Consider the following 20,210-nt stretch of genomic DNA (forward strand, 5'->3'; position numbering starts at 1 on the left):
TATCAATGAAGCAATGAAAAGCCCGCCAATAGGCGGGCTTTTTATTTGTCGCAATCGACCGGACTGCTATCAACCCTGGCGACGGCGGAACAGCGGGCGCTCATCGTCGGCCGCGGCCTGATAGGTCACCGAAAAGTCCTTCAAGCCTTCCAGCGCGTCGACCGGGTCCCGATCGGCGCGAATGGCGAACGCATCGAAGCCGCAGCGACGCATGTAGAACAGCTGGTCCCGCAGCACATCGCCGATGGCGCGGATCTCGCCTTTGTAGCCGTAGCGCTCGCGCAAAAGGCGGGCACTGGAGTAGTGGCGGCCGTCGGTGAAGCTGGGGAAATTCAGCGCGATGACCTGGAAGTGCGCCAGGTCGTCTGCGATGTCCTCGACCTGCTCGTTGGCATCGAGCCAGACCCCGAGGCCGCCGTCGCGGGCTTTCAGCGCATGGGCATGGTCCAGCCAGAGATGCAGCGGCACGATCAGATCGTCGCTGTTGCACAGGTCGTCGAGCGTCTGTTCCTTGGGCAGCAGGTGCCAGGTCTCGTCGACCAGTTGATCGTTCTTAATGATTCGCTGCATAGACGCGCTCCTTGAAGGGATCAATGCCGATGCGGCGGTAAGTGTCGATGAACTGTTCATCTTCGGTACGCTGCTCCACGTAAACGTTGATGATCTTTTCGATCACATCTGGCATCGAGTCCTGGGCGAAGGATGGGCCGAGGATCTGGCCGAGGCTCGCGTCACGGCCGGAACTGCCGCCCAGCGAAACCTGGTAGAACTCCGCGCCCTTCTTGTCCACGCCCAGAATGCCAATATGGCCGACATGGTGGTGACCGCAGGCGTTCATGCAGCCTGAGATGTTCAGGTCGATGTTGCCCAGGTCGAACAGGTAATCGAGGTTATCGAAGCGACGCTGGATGGATTCGGCGATTGGGATCGACTTGGCGTTGGCCAGCGAGCAGAAGTCGCCGCCAGGGCAGCAGATGATGTCGGTCAGCAGGCCGATGTTCGGCGTGGCCAGACCCAATTCGCGCAGTTCATGCCAGAGCTCGAACAGCTTGGCCTGCTCGACATCGGCCAGAATCATGTTCTGCTCGTGGGAGTTGCGCACCTCGCCGAAGCTGTAGCGATCGGCCAGATCGGCGATGGCATCGAGCTGCTTGTCGGTGACGTCGCCCGGAGCCACGCCAGTGCTCTTCAGCGAGAGGGTGACTGCCGCGTAGCCGGGCTTCTTATGTGCGACCACGTTGCGCTGGCGCCAGCGAGCAAAGCCCGGATGCTCTGCGTCCAGCTGGGCGAGCGCAGCGCTCTGGTCTTCCAGGGCTTTGTACTCCGGATCGACGAAAAACTTGCTGACACGCTGAACTTCAGCTTCGGTCAGCGTCGTCGGGCCGTCCTTGAGGTGCGCCCATTCGGCATCGACGCGCTCGGCAAACACTTCTGGTGTGAGGGCCTTGACCAGAATCTTGATGCGTGCCTTGAACTTGTTGTCACGACGGCCATAGCGGTTATAGACCCGCAGGATGGCGTCGAGATAGCTCAACAGGTGCTGCCAAGGCAGAAATTCGTTGATGAAGCTGCCGACGATTGGGGTCCGCCCGAGGCCGCCGCCGACCGAAACACGGAAGCCCAGGTCGCCGGCCTCGTTCTTCACCGCTTCCAGGCCGATATCGTGCACCTCGATGGCGGCCCGGTCGCTGACCGCGCCGTTGACGGCGATCTTGAACTTGCGCGGCAGGAAGGCGAATTCGGGGTGGAAGGTCGACCACTGGCGAATGATCTCGCACCACGGGCGGGGATCGATCAGCTCGTCCTTGGCGACACCGGCGAACTGGTCGGTGGTGGTGTTGCGGATGCAATTGCCGCTGGTCTGGATGGCGTGCATCTGCACGGTGGCCAGCTCGGCAAGAATTTCCGGCACGTCTTCCAACTCGGGCCAATTGAACTGCACGTTGGTCCGGGTACTGATGTGCGCGTATCCCTTGTCGTAATGACGTGCGATCTCGGCCAGCTTGCGTACCTGGGTGGAGGACAGTAGCCCGTAAGGCACGGCTACGCGCAGCATCGGCGCATAACGTTGGATGTACAGGCCATTCTGCAGACGCAGCGGGCGGAATTCTTCATCAGCGAGTTCGCCAGCCAGGAAGCGGCGAGTCTGGTCGCGGAACTGCCGGACCCGATCCTCGATGATGTGTTGGTCGTACTGATCGTAAACGTACATAAATGTCCTGTTTTCAGGCTGTCTACAGCATTCGCGCGCACGGCCGCGCACCCATTAAGGGAGGGCGGCACGATACCAGCTCGTGGTTATACGCAAAAGTGATGTTTGGGAATATGTTTAGAACCAAACCAAGCGAAATGGACTTATAACCCGCTGCCCTTGAGCAACGCACAACTGTGGTCTTAACTGCCTCAAAGAAGCTGTCGATATCATCGAACCGCTAGAGGAGAACTTCCGTGAGAAACGAACAGCGCGACAGTGTGGTGGATGCCGCGGCTATCTTCAGTCTGATCATGCTCGCGGTGGGCACCGCGATCTTCTGGGTCAGCCATCAGTAGTAAAAGCTCAGCTCCCAACCAGATAGAGCACCAGTTTCACCAACCCCAGGATCACCAGCACGAACAGAACGGTGAAACCCACGCCGAGAATGATGAAGTGGCTGGGTTTTCCATGGCTGAAATCCCGGGCCCTGTTCTTGCCGCTCTGTACGCCCAGTGCCGCAGCCAGAACGCTGCTCAGCATTTCGCGAAGCGTCAGAGTCTTTTCCTGATCGTCTTTCATTGGTGTCTCGGACATGACTGCCTCCAATCGCGGTTTCTCCGGAGTCTAGTCGTACAAAGGCATTGCCAGCGCAAAGACTTGATGCGGTAAAGAGAGCCGAGCGAGGCGAGCGCACAGGCTATTTTTGAAATACAGGACCGGCTGTACTACAAACCGGTCCGTCGCATTACTCTGCCTTGATGGAGATTTTCTTCGTGTTGTCGGCGGTGCCCGGCTGCTTGGGCAATGACAGACGCAATACACCCTTGCCGAACGTGGCGTCGATCTTGTCACGGTCTACGCCTTCGGGCAGCGCGAAACTGCGTTGGAAGCTGCCGTAGGATCTTTCGGATAGGTGGTAGCCGTCGCGTTCCTCCTTATGATCCTGGCGTTTTTCACCCTTTATGATCAGGCTGTTGCCAGCCAGCTTTACCTCCACATCCTTCTCATCCAGTCCGGGCAGTTCGGCTGTGATCTCGAACGAGTTTTCCTTCTCTACAACGTCCATCACCGGCATCCGATTGGGGCCACCCTGCCACAGGGGCGAGGTTTCCAGACCATGGCGGCTGAAGGGTAGATGCCAGGGACGTTCAAAGTCGTCGAAGAGCCGATCCACCTGTCGGCGCAGGGTGTCGAAGGGTCGCCAGGGCTCCTGAGACGCCGAAGGCACGTTTTTCTCGTTCGTACTGACTGAAGGCTTTTTCGAAGTATCGTTCATTTCGCAAGCTCCTCATTAGCTAGGGAAGTTCAAAGAAGGACTTTGCTCTGCCAGCTGCAGGACTGCGGATTGAAGCGGATCAACCAATACCCCACTATCTGTGCGTCATTTAGAGTAGTGCAGGGCTCTGGTCTGCGCACGGTCAGATGGAGCGTTTGGAGACACTCAGATGCTCTCCTTCAGCCAATCCCAAAGCCCTAGCGAGAAGCCCGGGAAAAGATTGATCCCCAGCGCTGACTTGAGCACGTACAGGATCACCAGCCCTACCAATGCAGAAAACAGCAGGAACAAGGTCGCCAATGCAGCCTTGGCCATCAGCGAGAGATTTTGCTGGGGACGCGTCAGGTTTCGCTTGTTGCGACCGGCGACGATCGCGAAGTAATAGCGGTCGCGCCACACCTTCACCGTACCGCGCAGATCGACGCGGTGCTTGACCCATGACCGTGCGCCGAACACCCCACGCAGGGCATCGAGCTGCTCTTCGCTGAAGGATTCACGCAAGTGCTCGGGCAGGCGCTGTTTCAAACCACGGATGAACGGGTCCTGATCGACCGCCGCATCCGAGTAGGGTTTAGGGTAGGGCGTATGTTCTTCGTCTGCTTTGGGTGAGTTCATTGCGGGGTCGCTCCGGAAAGCGCGTCAGAGCGCGGCGAGAGTGGTGTGCAACTGACTGAAGTTTGGACGGCCTTCTGGCTGCTCTGACATGCACTGATTCTGTAGCTCGAACAGAGTGTGCCGATGCGAATCGTTTTCGAGGTCTGGGCAGCGTTGCAGCAACTCTTCCAGCAGACAACCGAAAGCGCGCGATTCGATGCGTTGCAGCGCTTGGCCAGTGGCACTCTCCGGCTCGAAGAACGAGGCAGCGCCGAAATCGCTGAGCAGGCATTCGCCCGTTGGGTCGACCAGCAGATTATGGGCGTACAGATCGCCATGCAGGATGCCGCGCTGATGCAGGTGAGCGACCGCCGAGGCGGTGCCACGGGCAATCCGCAGCGCCTGCTCCACGGTAAAGGTTCGATCCTCGGCGTAGCAATCGCGTGTGCAACTGACCAGCGACGGCGGACCAGCCAGTGGCTGGAAGGCCGGCTCGACCAGATCCATCAGCAGGCCCGGCGTTTGGCCCGGCTGATCAGCCAGCGGCCCGGCAACATCGATCAGGTTTGGATGGGCGCCAGCGGATACGCAGGCTGCCATCTCGCTGTGGGGCAGGCCGTCGCTGGTGACATGGCCCTTGAACAGCTTGGCGGCCATTTGCTTGGGCGACTGTCCGCTCGGCTGCCATGCGGCACGGTAGATGATGCCCGACGCACCCTGGCCCAGTTGCTCGTGCAGGACGACCTGTTCGCGCGGAATCGCCGGTAGCGAATGACGAGCGAGGCTCATCGCTTCGCTGGCGTCGCTGAAGGGGTTGCCGGCAGCGGCCAGCCAGCTGAGTCGCGGCAGTGTCAGCAACCAGTCGGGCAGCGCTGGCAGGCGGTTGGCGGCGACGCGCAGCAATTCCAGGTTGACGCAATTGGCCAGCGTATCCGGCAACGAAGACAGCTGGTTGCCAGCGAGCATCAGTTTCTGCAAGTGGCGGCGATTGCCAATCTCGTCAGGCAACGCTTGCAGCTGGTTGTCGGTGAGGATCAGCCAGCGCAACGCCGGCGGCAACGCGGCGCCAGGCAGATGGCGGATCTGGTTGGCCTTGAAGCCGATCATCTCCAGCTGCTCGCAGTCGCCGAGGCAGCCCGGCACCTCGGTGAAGAGGTTGTCCGAGCAGAACAGAATGCGCAGCTTGCGCAGGCGGGACAGGTCGGACGGCAGGCTGTTGAGTCGGTTGCCGGAGAGATTCAGTACTTCCAGCGTATCGGCGAGAGCGAAGATCGCCTCCGGAAAATGCTGCAGGTCGGCCGAGAGATCGAGACGGCGGATTCCTGTCAGTTCACCACGTTCCAGTTGTTCCAGTGTGTGCATGCGGCTTGCGCTTTCCTTGCTGTATGAGGCCGGGCGGGCCATCAATCGTATTGCGCTGGGACAGTGACTGCGGCTTGCGGGTTCAGGCCCCGCGATCAACGCGTCGCTTGCGATCGAGCACCTGCTCGGCCCGGGCGCGGAGCTGGCCGCAACCGCCATCGATGTCCTGGCCGGCCGAGTTGCGTACCTTGGTCAAAACGCCGCGGCTGTGCAGGTAACGCACGATCTGCACGATGCGCTCGCCATCGGGTCGCTGGTATTCGTCATCTTCCAGGCTGTTGTAGGGGATCAGGTTCATCACCGCGTACTTGCCCTTGAGCAGGCGCAGGATGCCATCCATCTCATCCTGGTTGTCGTTGATGCCCTTGAGCAGTGTCCACTGGTACTGGATCGGGAATCCGGTCGCGCGGGCGTAGGCCTCGCCGAGGTCGACCAGTTCGTCGGGAGCGATCTGTGGTGCCCGCGGCAGCAGGGCCTGACGCAGCGCCGCATCGGTGCTGTGCAGGGACAGGGCCAGCGCCGGCTTGACCCGCTGCTGCGGCAGGCGCTCGAACACGCGCATGTCACCGACGGTGGAGAACACCAGATTCTTGTGGCCGATGCCGCCGTCCGTGCCGAGCAGGTCGATGGCCTCAAGGACGTTGTCGAGATTGTGCGCGGGCTCGCCCATCCCCATGAACACCACCTTCTTCACCGGGCGGAAGCGTCGTGCGAGGGCGACCTGAGCGACGATTTCGGCACTGCCCAGCTGGCGCAGCAGTCCGCTCTTGCCGGTCATGCAGAACACGCAGCCCACCGCACAGCCGACCTGGCTGGACACGCACAGCCCGTCGCGCGGCAGCAGGACGCTTTCCACCATCTGCCCATCGGCCAGCTCCACCAGCAGGCGCGCCGAACCGTCGGCCGCCGGATGTTCGGAACGCAGCCGCGCCAGTCCGTCGATCTCGGCGCTCAGCGTCGGCAGCCCTGCGCGCACGCTCAGCGGCAGGAAGTCCTCGGCCTGCTGCTGGCGACGGCCGACATCGAGCGGCAGGCCCTTGAGCCAGGCACGGGTCATTCGCCCGATATGACGGGGCTTGGCGCCGATGTCGGCGAGGCGTTGCTGCAGGTCTGGGATTCGCATAGGGCGCGCATTCTATCCGGGGTCACGCGGTGAAGCGACGGCAGAACGGCACGATGCCGATCAGCAGGACGGCGAGTAGCGCGAAGGCCATGCCCAGCGAGCTGAAGTGCGCGACCACGCCCATCATGGCCGGGCCGGCGAGGACTCCGGCGAAGCCGATGGTGGTCGCCACGGTGACGGCCAGTTGCACCGGCATGCCGTCCTGCCGGCTCAGGGACGAAATCAGCACCGGCGAGACGTTCGCGCAGCCCAACCCGCACAATCCGTAGCCGATCAGCGCCACGGCCCAGTGTTCGGCGGCCAGGCTCAAGCCGATGCCGAACGCAGCGAGCAACCCGCCAGAGGCGATGACGCGGGCCGTGCCGAGTGCATTGACCAGCGGGCCGCCAGCGAAGCGCGCGATGGTCACCATGAGGGCGAAGGCTGCGTAACCCAGGCCGCCCTTGGCCACTTCGAGGCCTTTCTCACCGGTCAGGTAAAGCGCGCTCCAGTCCAGCACGGCGCCTTCGGCCAGATAGACGACAAAGCACATCAGGCCTACGAGTAACACCACGCCTGTGGGCCGCACGAAGGCGAAGCCGCCGCCCGGCGCACGATTCGGCAGAAAGCCGCGGGCCAGGCCGAGGTTCGCCGCAACGATCAGCCCGATCATCAGAAAGCTGCCGATCTCCGGCGCCAGGCCGAGGGTCAGCAGGCCGGTGAGCATCAGTGCGCCGCTGATGGCGCCAAGGCTGTACATGCCGTGGAAGTTCGACATCAGTCGACGGCCGATCGCAGTCTCCACCAGCACCGCCTGAATGTTCATGATCACGTCGATGACGCCCAGGCTGCCGCCGAAGCAGAACAGCGCCAGAGCCAGCAACAGCATCGAGTCGGTCAGGGCCATGCCGGCCAGCGCCAACGCCAGAAGCACGACGCTGCACAGCTGCACCGGGCGAATGCCCCAGCGGCTTACCAGCACGCCGGACAGTGGCATCCAGGTCAGCGAGCCGACGCCGATGCAGAGCAGCAAAAGGCCGAACACTGCATCTGTCATCTCTATGCGTTCGCGTACATAGGGCACCAGCGGCGCCCAGACGGACAGGCCGAAGCCGGCCATGAAAAAACCGCAACGGGTTGCGTTGCGCACGATAGGGGCGTCGATCTGAACGGTGTTACGGACCGCAAGCATGGGCGGCATTCCTCGATGAACTGGGTTGGCGATGGGTTGAGTGCGCGGCGAACCGCGTTTCACCACAGGGCCAGCAATCCGGTATCGAAGAGAAACAGCAGTCGGCTTCCCGCGGGCAGGCTTGAAGAGCAGGGGAGTGACGTGCTGGACATGGAAGGAGGGTAGCTGTTGGATAGGTACACAGAGGATACACAACCCGCGCTACTGAACAACCCGCGCGCAGGCCTGGCACCATGGTGCGCCTCCCGCGTGGTTCACAACCGGTCCGATTCGACGGGTGCGCATGCTATCGTTGGCCGCTTTGCCGCCACGTGCGCTGTCGGAGCAGTCGATGAAGTTCATACACCAGCGCGAGCACCTCAACGAGGACGACATCGTCGTCATCGAATGCTCGCAGACCTGCAACATCCGCCTGATGAACGATGCCAATTTCCGCAGTTTCAAGAACGGCGGTCGGCACACCTACCATGGTGGGGCGTTCGATAAATTCCCGGCGAAAATCGTCGTGCCGAGTACCGGCTTCTGGAACATCACCATCGATACGGTCACCCGGCGCCCCATCAGCGTGACGCGCAAACCGAACCTCAGTCACTCGATCAGGGTCATTCGACGGTCCCCCTCGCGTCTGTAATCGTCCCATGGGCTGCGAGGCAATTCACAGGGAGCGAGCTTTTGAACCGCAGCCACCATCCGCATGCCATCAACACCAGCCTTGGCAACCACACGCCGGAGACGCGCATGAGCGATAGCCGTGGCGGAACCACCCGCGCGCATCTGGGCATGCTGCTCTGGGCGCTATTTGTCGGGTTGTCGTTCCCCGCGGTGGGTTTGCTCACTGACGGGTTGCCGCCACTGCTGCTGACAGCCATGCGCTTCAGCATTGCGGCATTGGTCCTGGCGCCGCTGGCCTGGAGCCAGAGCGAAGGGCGACCGAGTTGGCGCACGCTGTTGCTATACGCCGCCATGGGGCTATGCCTGGCGGGCTTTTTCGGCACCATGTTCTGGGCGGCCCATCGGGTCAGCGCGCTGTCGATGGCGACGTTGTTCGTAAGCGTGCCGCTACTGGCGTATTGCCTGGGCCGCGGGCTTGGTGTCGAGCAGCCAGCCGGCCGTCTGTTGGCTATCCTGGCGCTTGGTGCGAGCGGGGCGCTTGGGTTGGCATGGGCCGAGAACGGCGGCGATTTCTCCGGCATGCAGTTTGGCCTGGGCGAGCTGGGCTTCTTCTTCGGTTGTGTCGCTTCGGCGTTGTACCCAGTGCTCAGCAAATGGGGACTGGCGAACGGCACGTTGCCGCGACAGGCAGGTTTGCGCACCTTCTGGAGCCTGATCGCCGGCGCGCTGTTGATCGGCCTGATGGGCTTTATCTGGGAGCGACCGGCGTCGCTGCTGCGCATGAACCTGCTGGATCTGCTGCTGGTGACCTACCTCGGCGTTTTTTCCAGCGCGATGACCTTCTTCCTGCAGCAGCGAGCGACGTCCGTTCTCACGCCCGGTGCGGTCACGGCCTATAGCTACCTGGTGCCCTTCGTTTCGATGCTGCTGCTGTTCTTCGATCAGCCGACGCGCATGGGTGTGCACTGGTTGCCGGGTAGCCTGTTGGTCGTGCTTGCCATCGGCCTGTTGTTGCGTCGCGACCGCCAGCCATAGGGCTTGCGGCCAGTCATTCGCCTAGCAGAGCACGGGTGTGGGCGATCGCCTGCCGCTCGCGCTCGGTCCAGCCGCCGCTGACCTCGACGAAGGGCTGGTCCCGCTGCACCAACCAGCTGCGACATGCCTGGAAGAAGTCCATCCGTTCGCTGAGATCAGGCTGACAGCGCTGACCGTCGCCATGCCACTCGATTCCCTCGGGCGAGAGCAACAGATGTTGGTGGTAATCCCGCGCCAGCAGTTCATCCTCAAGCCAGATCGGGCAATCGCCGAACAGCGTATGACTCCAGAGCATGTTGCTCAGCAGATGGGTGTCGAGAATCAGCAGATGCGGTGCCTGAATTCTCGCGGCGTCTTCCCAGTCCAGCTGGCCACGGGCAATCGCAGGAATGTCGACAAGCGTCGTGTCGCGTTGCGTCTGCTCGATGTAATGGCGTACGTACTCGCCCACCATCACTCCGCCGAATGTGCGCAGCAGCCGCTGTGCAAGCCAGCTTTTGCCGGTGGACTCCGGACCGGTGAGCACCAGCACCTTCATCGCGTCGCCACCCGTGCCATGCGCCATTCCCGTAGCCCCATGACCGCAAGTCCGGTGAACAGCGCGTAGAGGCCGGCGGTTAGCCAGTAGCCTTGATAGCTGAAGAAGGCAACGAACAGCACATCCACGACGATCCATAAAGCCCAGCACTGCAGGCGCTTGAGGGCCATCCACAGTTGTGCGAGCAGGCTGAATGCAGTGAGGGTGGCGTCGACCCAGGGAAAAGCGGCCTCGGTGAAGCTCGCCATGGCACTGCCGAGCAGTAGGCTGCCGAGCACTGCGCAGGCAATGCCTGTCGCTAACTCCCGCGGGCTGGCGCCGGTCACGGGCCTACCGTGTTCGCCTGCGGCACCTCGCGTCCAGGCCCACCAGCCGTACAGTTGCATCACGGCGAATACGCTGTGCAACAGGACCTGCGAATACAGCCTTGCGTCGAAGAAAAACCAGGCGTAGAGCGACACCATGCCCAACCCGAGCGGCCAGCACCACGGATTCTGGCGCACCGTCAGCCATACGGCGATCACGCCGAGCAGCGAGGCGATCAGTTCGAGAGACGACATGGCGTGCAACCGGCTTTGCAGAGGAGGGGCGCGATCATAGCGGACGTCTCCGCCGATGGCTGCATGTTGTGAGGCGCGCCAGGATTGAACGACGGGGGTATCGACTGGTCATGGTTGAGGCGAGGGCGCAGCGGGAGGCTGGCCAGGTGTTGAACAAAGCCCCGAGGTAATGGAATCGATCCTGAATGACCCAGGCAATGGCTGGTAGTCGCGGTGGCTTGCGAATATCGGACTGCTTATGAGAGATGCCGGAGCGACGCACGGCAAGAATCGCAATATTCAATTTCTCCGTGGCCTGGCGATCCTGATGGTGCTCGCTATATCGAACGGCCGCTGATGGAGGGGCGGAAGTCAGCGGCAGCCGGCGGAGATGGGACGGCTGCAAGTCCGATAGCCGTCGCCCGCGCGGGGGAGGCGCCTAGAGAGGCGTTACTCGTCCTCGCCGCCGATGGCGCTGAGGCACTGCAGTCGGTGTGGGCCTTCCAGCAGCCAGCTTTCGCCATCTGGCTGCAGTTGGGCCTCCATGATCTGGTTGTAGCTGAACTGCCACTGGCGACGCGTGCGGCCGTCGACCAGATCGATGGTCAGCAAGATGTCCTCACTGGCGAATGGCTGATTGGCTTCGGCCGCAGCGTCGGCATCATCGAGCAGCGCCTCGTTCAGCTCGAACTGCCAGGCATGTAGGTCGTCGATGATCAGCATGTCGGCGGTTTCGAGTTCGTCGATCAGCAGCGGTGTTTCGGATGACATGGTGCAAGCTCCATTGAGCGGAACGACGGCGGGCGCTCATCAGCGCCCGCCGCGGGATCAGTTGTCGTAACCCAGGTTCGGCATCAGCCAGCGTTCGCTGACGGCGATGTCTTCGCCCTTGCGCTGGCTGTAGCTTTCCACCTGATCCTTGTCGATCTTGCCGACGGCGAAATACTGCGCCTCGGGATGGGCGAAGTACCAGCCGCTGACCGCTGCGGTCGGCAGCATGGCGTAGTGCTCGGTGAGCGTGACCTGGCTGATGCCGTCGGCATCCAGCAGCTGGAACAGCGTGCCTTTCTCGGTATGGTCCGGGCAAGCCGGGTAGCCGGGGGCAGGGCGGATGCCCTTGTACTGCTCGCGGATCAGCTCCTCGTTGCTCAGTTGCTCATCCTTCGCGTAGCCCCAGTACTGCTTGCGCACCTGTTCGTGCAGCCATTCGGCGCAGGCCTCGGCGAGACGATCGGCGAGCGCCTTGACCATGATCGAGTTGTAGTCGTCGCCCTTGTCCTGATAGGCCTTGGCCAATTCCTCGGCGCCGATGCCGGCGGTGCAGATGAAGCCACCTACATAGTCGGTGATGCCGCTGTCCTTCGGTGCGACGAAGTCGGCCAGGGAAAGGTTCGGTTTGGCGTCCGGCTTGATGATCTGCTGGCGCAGGTGATGCAGGGTGGCCAGCTGCTCGCCATTGTCGCCATAGACTTCCAGGTCATCGTCCTGCACCTGGTTGGCCGGCCAGAAACCGAACACGGCGCGCGCCCGGATCAGCTTCTCGTCGATCAGCTTGTTCAGCATGGCCTGGGCATCGCTGAACAGCGAGGTGGCCGCTTCGCCGACCACTTCGTCCTTGAGGATGCGCGGGTACTTGCCGGCCAGGTCCCAGGCGATGAAGAACGGCGTCCAGTCGATGTACTCGGCCAGCGTGCGCAGGTCGATATCTTCCAGCAACTGGCGGCCGGTGAAGCTCGGCTTGACCGGCGTGTAGCTGGCCCAGTCGAACTGCGGCTTATTGGCGACGGCCTGGGCATAGCTCAGGCGCTCGGTGCGCGCACTGCGGTTGGCGGTGCGCTCGCGGATCATGGCGTACTCTTCGCGGGTCTTGTCGACGAACGCCGGCTTGAGTTCCTTGGACAGCAAAGTAGTGGCGACACCCACCGCGCGCGAGGCGTCGGTGACGTAGACCACTGCATCGTTGTGGTACTGCGGGTCGATCTTCACCGCGGTGTGCGCCTTGGACGTGGTGGCGCCGCCGATCATCAGCGGCAGGCTGAAGCCCTGGCGCTGCATTTCCTTGGCGACGTGGACCATCTCGTCCAGCGAAGGCGTGATCAGGCCGGAGAGGCCGATGATGTCGCACTTCTCGGCGATGGCGGTCTGCAGAATCTTCTCCGCCGGCACCATCACGCCCATGTCGACCACGTCGTAACCGTTACAGCCGAGCACCACGCCGACGATGTTCTTGCCAATGTCGTGCACGTCGCCTTTCACTGTGGCCATGAGGATCTTGCCCTTGGCTTCCGGCTTGTCGCCTTTTTCCGCTTCGATGAAGGGAATCAGATGGGCGACGGCCTGCTTCATCACACGGGCGGATTTGACCACCTGCGGCAGGAACATCTTGCCAGCGCCGAACAGGTCGCCTACCACGTTCATGCCGCTCATCAGCGGGCCTTCGATGACCTCGATCGGCCGCGCGCACTGCTGCCGGCACTCCTCGGTGTCTTCGACGATAAAGGCGGTGATGCCCTTGACCAGTGCATGCTCTAGGCGCTTGTCCACGGGCAGGCCGCGCCATTCCTCGGTTTCGGCTTCCTTGACCGAGCCGTCGCCCTTGTACTTGTCGGCAATGTCCAGCAGCGCCTCGGTGCCGCCGGCGCTGCGGTTGAGCACCACATCTTCGACCGCGTCGCGCAGCTCCTTGGGGATCTCGTCGTAGATCTCCAGCTGGCCGGCGTTGACGATGCCCATGGTCAGGCCGGCCTTGATCGCATGGAAGAGGAACACCGAGTGGATCGCTTCGCGCACCGGGTTGTTGCCGCGGAAGGAGAACGACACGTTGGATACGCCGCCGGAGGTCAGCGCGTAGGGCAGGTTGTCGCGGATGAAAGCGCAGGCCTCGATGAAGTCGACTGCGTAGTTGTTGTGTTCCTCGATGCCGGTGGCGATGGCGAAGATGTTCGGGTCGAAGATGATGTCTTCCGGCGGAAAGCCGACGTCGTTGACCAGAATGTCGTAGCTGCGCTGGCAGATTTCGCGCTTGCGTGCCGCGGTATCGGCCTGGCCGGCTTCGTCGAAGGCCATGACCACCACGGCGGCGCCATAGCGCTTGCACAGGTGGGCGTGGTGCTTGAACTGCTCGACGCCTTCCTTCATCGAGATCGAGTTGACGATGCCCTTGCCCTGGATGCACTTCAGGCCGGCTTCGATCACTTCCCACTTGGAGGAGTCGATCATGATCGGCACGCGGGAGATGTCCGGTTCGCCGGCGATCAGGTTGAGGAAGGTGACCATGGCCGCCTTCGAATCCAGCATGCCCTCGTCCATGTTGATGTCGATCACCTGGGCGCCGGCTTCGACCTGCTGCAGGGCGACTTCCAGCGCCTCGGTGTAGTTCTCCTCGCGGATCAGGCGGGCAAACTTGGCGGAACCGGTGATATTGGTACGCTCACCGACGTTGACGAACAGCGAGCTGCGGTCGATGGTGAACGGCTCCAGGCCGGACAGGCGGCAGGCCTTGGGAATGTCTGGAATGGCGCGCGGCGGGTATTTGCTGACAGCCTCGGCAATCGCCTGGATGTGAGCAGGCGTGGTACCGCAGCAGCCGCCGATGATGTTGAGAAAGCCGGAGGCGGCGAATTCCTCGACCACCGCGGCCATCTCTGCCGGGCTTTCATCGTATTCGCCGAAGGCGTTCGGCAGGCCAGCGTTGGGATGCGCGGAAACGAAGGTTTCGGCCTTGCTGGAGAGCTCTTCCAGGTATGGGCGCAGGTCCTTCGCGCCCAGAGCGCAGTTCAGGCCCACGGAGATCGGCTTGGCGTGACGCACCGAGTTCCAGAATGCCTCGGTGGTCTGGCCGGACAGCGTGCGGCCGGAGGCATCGGTGATGGTGCCGGAGATCATGATCGGCAGTTCGACGCCTTGGTCCTCGAACACCTGCTGCACGGCGAAGATCGCCGCCTTGGCATTCAGCGTGTCGAAGATCGTTTCGATCAGGATCAGATCGGCGCCGCCCTCGATCAGGCCGCGCGTGGCCTCGACGTAGTTCTCTACCAGCAGGTCGAAGGTGACGTTGCGATAGCCGGGGTTGTTGACGTCCGGGGAGATCGAGCAGGTGCGGCTGGTCGGGCCGAGTACGCCGGCGACGAAGCGCGGACGGTCCGGCGTTTCGGCGGTCTTGGCGTCGGCCACTTCACGGGCCAGGCGTGCGCCTTCGACGTTCAGCTCATACACCAGCGATTCCATGCCGTAGTCGGCCTGAGAAACCTGGGTAGCGTTGAAGGTGTTGGTTTCGAGGATGTCGGCGCCGGCGTCGAGGTAGGCCTTTTCAATGGCCTGGATGATATCGGGGCGGCTCAGCAGCAAGAGGTCATTGTTGCCTTTGACGTCCTGCGGCCAGTCGGCAAAGCGCGCGCCGCGGTAGTCTTCCTCTTCCAGCTTGTAGCTCTGGATCATGGTTCCCATGCCGCCGTCGAGAATCAGGATGCGCTCTTTGAGCGCTTGCTGAAGGGCCTGAAGACGGGAGCTGCGAGTGGACATGGGGACTACCTGAAAAGCTGGGACAAAAGAGTGCGAATGATAGCAAAGCTGCATGCTTTTTTAGCCTTCGCGCTTTTGCATGAAGATTATTCAGGTTGGCAGGCGTTGGCCGTGACCCGGCAGAGGCGAATAGAATGCGCGCTCATCTCAAGGCGTTCGATGCATGTCATTTCGTTTCTGGCTCGCTTGCCTTCTATTCCTCTCGTTCACCGCTGCGCGCGCCGAAGCCCTCTCTTATCGGCGTGATATCCAGCCGATATTCACCGCCAAGTGCGTCGCTTGCCACGCCTGTTATGACTCGCCCTGCCAGCTCAATCTCGGCAGTGGTGAGGGCGCATCCCGCGGTGCGAACAAGCTGCCGGTATACAACGGCGTACGGGTAAAGGCCCAAGAGCCCACGCGCCTGTTTCTCGACGCCGATCACGACGCCGCGTGGCGGCGCAAGGGCTTCAATTCGGTACTCAATGGCGAGGGCAACCAGGCTGCGCTGATGGCACGAATGCTCGAGCTCGGTCGCAGCCAGCCGCTGACGCCCAATGCCAAGCTGCCGTCAGCGCTGGAGATCGGCATCGGCCGGGAAAACACCTGCCCGCTGCCGGATGAATTCGACCGCTACGCCCGACGCAACATGCATGGCGGTATGCCTTTCGCCGTGACCGGGCTGAGCGATGCGGAGTACGCACTCCTACAGCGTTGGCTGGAGCAGGGCGCGTCAGTCGATGCGAGTTCGCCGCCCGAGCCTTCGGCAACCGAGTCCGTGCAGATCGACGAGTGGGAACGCTTGCTCAACACTCCCGGTGCACGCGGCAATCTGGTTGGCCGCTGGTTGTATGAGCACCTTTTCATCGCGCATCTGTACTTCGAAGGGGAGGGAGGCGGTCGTTTCTATCAGCTGGTGCGTTCGCGCACGCCCAGTGGCGAGCCGGTCGACGCCATTGCGACGCGACGGCCGAACGATGATCCGGGTACCCGGTTCAGCTATCGCATGCGACCGATTACCGACGTGATCGTGCACAAGACGCACATCACCTATCCACTCAGCGCTGCGAAGCTGGCGCGGGTCCGTTCGCTGTTCTTCAGCGGTGACTCGACGGTGGATGCCATCCCCGGTTACGGCGCAGATCACAGAGCCAATCCGTTCAAGACTTTCCAGGCTATTCCCGCCGAGGCGCGGTACCAGTTCATGCTGGATAACGCCGAGTATTTCGTCCGCACCTTTATCCGCGGGCCGGTGTGCCGCGGGCAGATCGCCACGGATGTGATTCGCGACAACTTCTGGGTATTCTTCCAGGACCCGCGGCACGATCTGTACATTACCGACCGGCGCTATCGCGAACAAACCACGCCGCTGCTGGCGATGCCCGGGCAGTTCGATGAAATGGGCGACCTGCTTGCGTTCTGGAAGAGCTACCGGGTCAAGCGCAACCAGTACGAACAGCTGCGCATGAATGCCTATGCGGGCAAGCCCGCGCAGTGGCAGCAGATCTGGTCCGGCAATGACAATGCCTTGCTGAGCATCTTCCGCCAGCACGACAGCGCCTCGGTGCGCAAAGGGCTGATCGGTGAGATTCCACAGACGCTCTGGTGGATGGACTATCCGCTGCTCGAGCGCACCTACTACCAACTCGTGGTCAATTTCGACGTGTTCGGCAACGTCTCCCATCAGGGCCAGACACGGCTTTACTTCGACCTGATTCGCAACGGCGCGGAGCTGAACTTCCTTCGGCTGCTGCCGGCCGCCTCACGCCCGGCCATCCTCGATGGCTGGTACGAGCAGGGTGGGCAGCTGAAGCTGCTCTTGGCCTACACCTCCATCGACGATTCGACACCCTCGCTGCTGACGCTGAACAGGGCTGATCCGAAGCGCGCGTTCGCTCGAGAGATGCTGGCAAGGTACGCCGGCATCAACGCAGCCCCCGATCCGATCAACCGTTGCCAGGGTACCCAGTGCTACCGCGCAGGGCGGCCCGCGAGCCTGCAAGGGGCCGAGCAGGCGCTCAGTCGTCTGACCAACCGACTCGCCGGAGGCTTGCCGGCGATCCAGCATCTGCCGGAAGCCACGCTGCTGCGCATCGAGTACGACGGCGATCGGCGTGAGATATACAGCCTGCTGCGCAACCGCGCCCACAGCAACGTCGCCTTCATGTACGGCGAGTCGCTGCGCTGGCAGCCGAGGTTGGACACCCTGACGGTGTATCCAGGGGTTCTCAGCAGCTATCCGAATTTCCTCTTCAATGTGCCTGCCGCCGAGGTGCCGGCATTTGTCGCAGCACTGGAGGAGGTCAGGGCGAGTGATCAGCTGGGGCGCCTGGTCGACCGCTGGGGCGTGCGGCGCAGCCATCCGCGTTTCTGGGATTATTTCAACGATCTGACCCGCTATCTCGAAGAAACCGAGCCACTGGAAGCGGGCGTACTGGATATGAATCGCTACGAAAATCTCTGATTCGCCGCGAGCGGCGACTGCGGCCGGAACTCGACCACGTTTAACCCGACTAAAATACTAGGACTTAACCGCGGCAGTGGTTTGGCGTACACTGCGGCGCATGTCTGCGAGGAGTTCCCATGAGCGCGATCACCATTACCGAAGCTGCACACGATTATCTGGCCGACCTGCTTGAGAAGCAGAACACCACTGGCATCGGCATTCGCATCTTCATTACCCAGCCGGGCACCCCGTATGCTGAAACCTGCATCGCCTACTGCAAGCCGGGCGAGGAGAAGCCTGACGACATTGCACTGGCGCTGAAAAGCTTCACGGCCTGGATCGATGGCACCAGCGAACCCTTCCTCGAGGATGCGCTGGTCGACTACGCGACCGACCGGATGGGTGGCCAGCTGACCATCAAGGCGCCGAATGCCAAGGTGCCGATGGTCAACGAAGACAGCCCGATGAACGAGCGCATCAACTATTACCTGCAGACCGAGATCAATCCGGGCCTGGCCAGCCATGGCGGGCAGGTCACGCTGATCGATGTGGTCGAGGAGGGCATCGCAGTGCTGCAGTTCGGCGGTGGTTGTCAGGGCTGCGGACAGGCGGACGTCACCCTCAAGGAAGGCATCGAGAAGACTCTGCTGGCCCGGATTCCGGAGCTCAAGGGTGTGCGCGACGTGACCGACCACACCAATCGCGAGAACGCCTACTACTGAGCCGAGACAGCCCGACGGAGCAGCACCGCCGGGCCGTTCGGCAGTTTTTAAGGTGAAATGCCACTATTTTGCCTTCATGGTGCGCACAGCGCGCCTTTCCTGCGATAAGCTCTCGTGCCAAGGTTAATCGGGCAACGAGAGCTCGTACCACATGTCTGCCATTTCCCTCTTGATCTGCGATGACTCCGCGCTGGCGCGCAAGCAGCTTCTGCAAGCGCTGCCCGCCGGTTGGCCGGTCGACGTCAGTCAGGCGGCCACCGGCCTCGAGGCGTTGGAGCAGGTTCGCGAGGGTGGCGTCGACGTCCTCTTGCTCGACCTCACCATGCCCGAGCTGGATGGTTATCAGGTCCTCGCGCAGCTGCGCGAAGAACGGCTGCAGTGCAAGACCATCGTGATCTCCGCTGACATTCAGGATGAGGCCGTGCGCCGTGTCCTGGCCCTCGGCGCGCTGGCCTTCATCAAGAAGCCCGCCGATCCGGTGCACCTGCACCAGACGCTGGCGAGCCTTGGCCTGCTGGATGATGTCTCGCCTCTGATCGCTAGGGTCGCCGGGGAAAAGATCGGTTTTCGCGATACCTTTCGTGAGGTGGTCAACATCGCCATGGGGCGGGCTGCCGCACTCCTGGCGCGAGTGCTGGGTGTCTTCATCCAGTTGCCGATTCCCAATGTAAATATTCTCGAAGTCGGCGAGCTGCATATGGCGCTGGCCGATGCGGCGCGCGGCGAGAAGTTGACTGCCGTCTGCCAGGGCTACATCGGTGGCGGTATCGCAGGCGAGGCGCTGCTGCTGTTCCATGACTCCGAAGTGGCCGACATGGCACGTCTGATGCGGCGGCAGGACTACCTGGAGATGGAGATGCTCCTGGATCTGTCGAGCCTGCTGATCAGCGCATGCCTCAGCGGAATCGCCGAGCAGATCGAAGTGGTGTTTTCCCAGGGGCACCCGCAGGTGCTGGGGCAGCACGCATCGATCGACGAGCTGATCCGGCTCAATAGTGCCCGATGGAAGAAGACCCTGGCGGTGGAAATCAGCTACAGCCTGGAAGGGCACGATATCCACTTTGACCTGCTGCTGTTGTTCACGGAAGATTCGGTCGAGCTGCTGACGCGCAAGCTTGCCCACCTGATGGATTGAGCATGAGCAATTCTGCCGAGTTGAACGAGCTTCACTGGTTGCTGGCGATCGTCCAGAGCATCGACGTGGGCGTCGTCGTGCTGGACCGCGACTACCGTGTCGAGGTCTGGAACACTTTCATGGAAAACCGTTCCGGTTTGCAGCCGGAGAATGCGCGCAATCGGTCGTTCTTCACGCTGTTTCCCGAAGTCGATGAAGACTGGTTCCGCCGCAAGGTGGAAAGCGTGATGACCCTCGGTACGCCATCTTTCACCATCTGGGAGCAGCGCCCTTATCTGCTGCGCTTCAAGAACTACCAGCCGATCACCGGGCTGGAAGACTTCATGTACCAGAACACCACGCTGCTGCCTCTCAAGGGCGTCAACGGCAGCATCGACCAGGTGTGCCTGATCATCTATGACGTCACCGATGTCGCCGTGAACCGCCGCCAGTTGCAGGCGGCGAATGCCGAGTTGCAGCGCCTGTCCAGCACTGACCGGTTGACCGGGCTCTACAACCGCGGGCACTGGGAAGAGATGCTCCGCCTGGATTACGCTCGTCATCGCCGCTATGACAGCCAGGCGGCTTTGGTTATGTTCGATATCGACCACTTCAAGGCGATCAACGATACCTATGGACATCAGGTAGGCGATACCGTGATTCAGCAGGTCGCGGAGCTGATTCGCGAGAATTTGCGCGATTCGGACGTGGCTGGCCGCTACGGCGGTGAAGAGTTCGTGGTACTGCTACCGGATACCGACAAACAGGGTGCAATGACCTTTGCAGAGCGTTTGCGGCATGCGGTGGAGAGCCGCGAGGTTCAGCACGAGCAGCACCGCATTCGCTTCACCATCAGTCTGGGTGTTGCGGACCTCAGCGTCCCCACCCACAGTCATGCGCAACTGATCGAATGGGCCGATTCGGCGCTCTATGCCTCGAAGGCGGCCGGTCGCAATCGCGTCACCCTGCATCAGCACTAGCGCT

At 62.0% G+C, this 20,210-nt stretch carries 18 protein-coding genes; 6 read left to right on the plus strand and 12 right to left on the minus strand.

The window, feature by feature from the left end:
• Positions 1–69: 69 nt before the first annotated feature.
• The 8 genes from LLJ08_RS10065 to LLJ08_RS10100 form a co-directional block, all read right to left on the minus strand.
• Entirely contained in the window at positions 70–570 is a 501-nt protein-coding gene (locus LLJ08_RS10065; RefSeq protein WP_003279803.1) for a DUF934 domain-containing protein, read from the minus strand.
• Positions 554–2,212, minus strand: a complete 1,659-nt coding sequence (locus tag LLJ08_RS10070; RefSeq protein ID WP_023445300.1) for a nitrite/sulfite reductase — start codon at positions 2,210–2,212, stop codon at positions 554–556. The genes LLJ08_RS10065 and LLJ08_RS10070 overlap by 17 nt, the downstream gene beginning before the upstream one ends.
• 345 nt (positions 2,213–2,557) lie before the next feature.
• Positions 2,558–2,773, minus strand: coding sequence for a DUF2970 domain-containing protein (locus LLJ08_RS10075; RefSeq protein ID WP_023445301.1), 216 nt, complete (start codon positions 2,771–2,773; stop codon positions 2,558–2,560).
• A gap of 166 nt (positions 2,774–2,939) precedes the next feature.
• A complete protein-coding gene (locus LLJ08_RS10080) occupies positions 2,940–3,470 on the minus strand; it encodes an Hsp20/alpha crystallin family protein (protein ID WP_228208856.1) in 531 nt (176 codons plus the stop codon).
• A gap of 165 nt (positions 3,471–3,635) precedes the next feature.
• Complete coding sequence (locus LLJ08_RS10085; RefSeq protein ID WP_014820139.1) at positions 3,636–4,085, minus strand: hypothetical protein; 450 nt, start codon at positions 4,083–4,085, stop codon at positions 3,636–3,638.
• A 24-nt stretch (positions 4,086–4,109) separates the two neighbouring features.
• Positions 4,110–5,426, minus strand: a complete 1,317-nt coding sequence (locus tag LLJ08_RS10090) for a leucine-rich repeat-containing protein kinase family protein (RefSeq protein WP_228208857.1) — start codon at positions 5,424–5,426, stop codon at positions 4,110–4,112.
• A gap of 82 nt (positions 5,427–5,508) precedes the next feature.
• On the minus strand, positions 5,509–6,549 hold the full coding sequence (locus tag LLJ08_RS10095; protein WP_228208858.1) for an RNA methyltransferase: 1,041 nt from the start codon (positions 6,547–6,549) through the stop codon (positions 5,509–5,511).
• 22 nt (positions 6,550–6,571) lie between these two features.
• Positions 6,572–7,720: an MFS transporter gene (locus LLJ08_RS10100; RefSeq protein ID WP_228208859.1), complete on the minus strand. Its 1,149-nt coding sequence runs from the start codon at positions 7,718–7,720 to the stop codon at positions 6,572–6,574.
• A gap of 331 nt (positions 7,721–8,051) precedes the next feature.
• Here LLJ08_RS10100 and LLJ08_RS10105 point away from each other — a divergent pair, with 331 nt between their 5' ends.
• Together LLJ08_RS10105 and LLJ08_RS10110 are read left to right on the plus strand one after the other, a co-directional pair.
• Positions 8,052–8,351, plus strand: a complete 300-nt coding sequence (locus LLJ08_RS10105; RefSeq protein WP_003279791.1) for a DUF1883 domain-containing protein — start codon at positions 8,052–8,054, stop codon at positions 8,349–8,351.
• 41 nt (positions 8,352–8,392) lie between these two features.
• Complete coding sequence (locus tag LLJ08_RS10110) at positions 8,393–9,367, plus strand: DMT family transporter (RefSeq protein ID WP_228208860.1); 975 nt, start codon at positions 8,393–8,395, stop codon at positions 9,365–9,367.
• 13 nt (positions 9,368–9,380) lie between these two features.
• On the opposite strand, the gene LLJ08_RS10115 is transcribed toward LLJ08_RS10110, so the two are convergent.
• The 4 genes from LLJ08_RS10115 to metH form a co-directional block, all read right to left on the minus strand.
• Positions 9,381–9,905, minus strand: a complete 525-nt coding sequence (locus tag LLJ08_RS10115) for an AAA family ATPase (RefSeq protein ID WP_228208924.1) — start codon at positions 9,903–9,905, stop codon at positions 9,381–9,383.
• Entirely contained in the window at positions 9,902–10,465 is a 564-nt protein-coding gene (gene pnuC, locus LLJ08_RS10120; protein ID WP_228208861.1) for a nicotinamide riboside transporter PnuC, read from the minus strand. The genes LLJ08_RS10115 and pnuC overlap by 4 nt, the downstream gene beginning before the upstream one ends.
• A 429-nt stretch (positions 10,466–10,894) precedes the next feature.
• Positions 10,895–11,215 (minus strand): DUF5629 family protein, encoded by a 321-nt coding sequence (locus tag LLJ08_RS10125; RefSeq protein ID WP_228208862.1) that lies wholly within the window; start codon positions 11,213–11,215, stop codon positions 10,895–10,897.
• 57 nt (positions 11,216–11,272) lie between these two features.
• A complete protein-coding gene (gene metH / locus LLJ08_RS10130) occupies positions 11,273–14,965 on the minus strand; it encodes a methionine synthase (protein ID WP_228208863.1) in 3,693 nt (1,230 codons plus the stop codon).
• A 163-nt stretch (positions 14,966–15,128) separates the two neighbouring features.
• Between metH and LLJ08_RS10135 the strand changes: the two genes are divergently transcribed.
• The 4 genes from LLJ08_RS10135 (at position 15,129) to LLJ08_RS10150 (ending at position 20,206) form a co-directional block, all read left to right on the plus strand.
• Positions 15,129–17,408, plus strand: a complete 2,280-nt coding sequence (locus tag LLJ08_RS10135) for a fatty acid cis/trans isomerase (RefSeq protein WP_228208864.1) — start codon at positions 15,129–15,131, stop codon at positions 17,406–17,408.
• Positions 17,409–17,527: 119 nt separating this feature from the next.
• The gene (gene nfuA / locus LLJ08_RS10140) at positions 17,528–18,112 is read left to right on the plus strand and encodes a Fe-S biogenesis protein NfuA (protein ID WP_003300421.1); all 585 of its coding nucleotides are present in this window, start codon (positions 17,528–17,530) and stop codon (positions 18,110–18,112) included.
• A 151-nt stretch (positions 18,113–18,263) separates the two neighbouring features.
• Positions 18,264–19,247: a response regulator gene (locus LLJ08_RS10145; protein WP_023445313.1), complete on the plus strand. Its 984-nt coding sequence runs from the start codon at positions 18,264–18,266 to the stop codon at positions 19,245–19,247.
• 2 nt (positions 19,248–19,249) lie between these two features.
• A complete protein-coding gene (locus tag LLJ08_RS10150; protein ID WP_023445314.1) occupies positions 19,250–20,206 on the plus strand; it encodes a sensor domain-containing diguanylate cyclase in 957 nt (318 codons plus the stop codon).
• Positions 20,207–20,210: the final 4 nt, after the last annotated feature.

Source organism: Stutzerimonas chloritidismutans, assembly GCF_020783375.1.
GTDB classification, from domain to species: domain Bacteria; phylum Pseudomonadota; class Gammaproteobacteria; order Pseudomonadales; family Pseudomonadaceae; genus Stutzerimonas; species Stutzerimonas kunmingensis.

What these genes read in the sequence shown, in the direction of transcription:
- LLJ08_RS10090 (WP_228208857.1), bottom strand. Translation starts at nt 5,426, where the DNA reads ATGCACACACTGGAACAACTGGAACGTGGTGAACTGACAGGAATCCGC.
- LLJ08_RS10145 (WP_023445313.1), top strand. Translation starts at nt 18,264, where the DNA reads ATGTCTGCCATTTCCCTCTTGATCTGCGATGACTCCGCGCTGGCGCGC.
- LLJ08_RS10105 (WP_003279791.1), top strand. Translation starts at nt 8,052, where the DNA reads ATGAAGTTCATACACCAGCGCGAGCACCTCAACGAGGACGACATCGTC.
- LLJ08_RS10100 (WP_228208859.1), bottom strand. Translation starts at nt 7,720, where the DNA reads ATGCTTGCGGTCCGTAACACCGTTCAGATCGACGCCCCTATCGTGCGC.
- pnuC (WP_228208861.1), bottom strand. Translation starts at nt 10,465, where the DNA reads ATGTCGTCTCTCGAACTGATCGCCTCGCTGCTCGGCGTGATCGCCGTA.
- LLJ08_RS10075 (WP_023445301.1), bottom strand. Translation starts at nt 2,773, where the DNA reads ATGAAAGACGATCAGGAAAAGACTCTGACGCTTCGCGAAATGCTGAGC.
- metH (WP_228208863.1), bottom strand. Translation starts at nt 14,965, where the DNA reads ATGTCCACTCGCAGCTCCCGTCTTCAGGCCCTTCAGCAAGCGCTCAAA.
- LLJ08_RS10065 (WP_003279803.1), bottom strand. Translation starts at nt 570, where the DNA reads ATGCAGCGAATCATTAAGAACGATCAACTGGTCGACGAGACCTGGCAC.
- LLJ08_RS10125 (WP_228208862.1), bottom strand. Translation starts at nt 11,215, where the DNA reads ATGTCATCCGAAACACCGCTGCTGATCGACGAACTCGAAACCGCCGAC.
- LLJ08_RS10080 (WP_228208856.1), bottom strand. Translation starts at nt 3,470, where the DNA reads ATGAACGATACTTCGAAAAAGCCTTCAGTCAGTACGAACGAGAAAAAC.
- LLJ08_RS10115 (WP_228208924.1), bottom strand. Translation starts at nt 9,905, where the DNA reads ATGAAGGTGCTGGTGCTCACCGGTCCGGAGTCCACCGGCAAAAGCTGG.
- nfuA (WP_003300421.1), top strand. Translation starts at nt 17,528, where the DNA reads ATGAGCGCGATCACCATTACCGAAGCTGCACACGATTATCTGGCCGAC.
- LLJ08_RS10070 (WP_023445300.1), bottom strand. Translation starts at nt 2,212, where the DNA reads ATGTACGTTTACGATCAGTACGACCAACACATCATCGAGGATCGGGTC.
- LLJ08_RS10085 (WP_014820139.1), bottom strand. Translation starts at nt 4,085, where the DNA reads ATGAACTCACCCAAAGCAGACGAAGAACATACGCCCTACCCTAAACCC.
- LLJ08_RS10135 (WP_228208864.1), top strand. Translation starts at nt 15,129, where the DNA reads ATGTCATTTCGTTTCTGGCTCGCTTGCCTTCTATTCCTCTCGTTCACC.
- LLJ08_RS10150 (WP_023445314.1), top strand. Translation starts at nt 19,250, where the DNA reads ATGAGCAATTCTGCCGAGTTGAACGAGCTTCACTGGTTGCTGGCGATC.
- LLJ08_RS10095 (WP_228208858.1), bottom strand. Translation starts at nt 6,549, where the DNA reads ATGCGAATCCCAGACCTGCAGCAACGCCTCGCCGACATCGGCGCCAAG.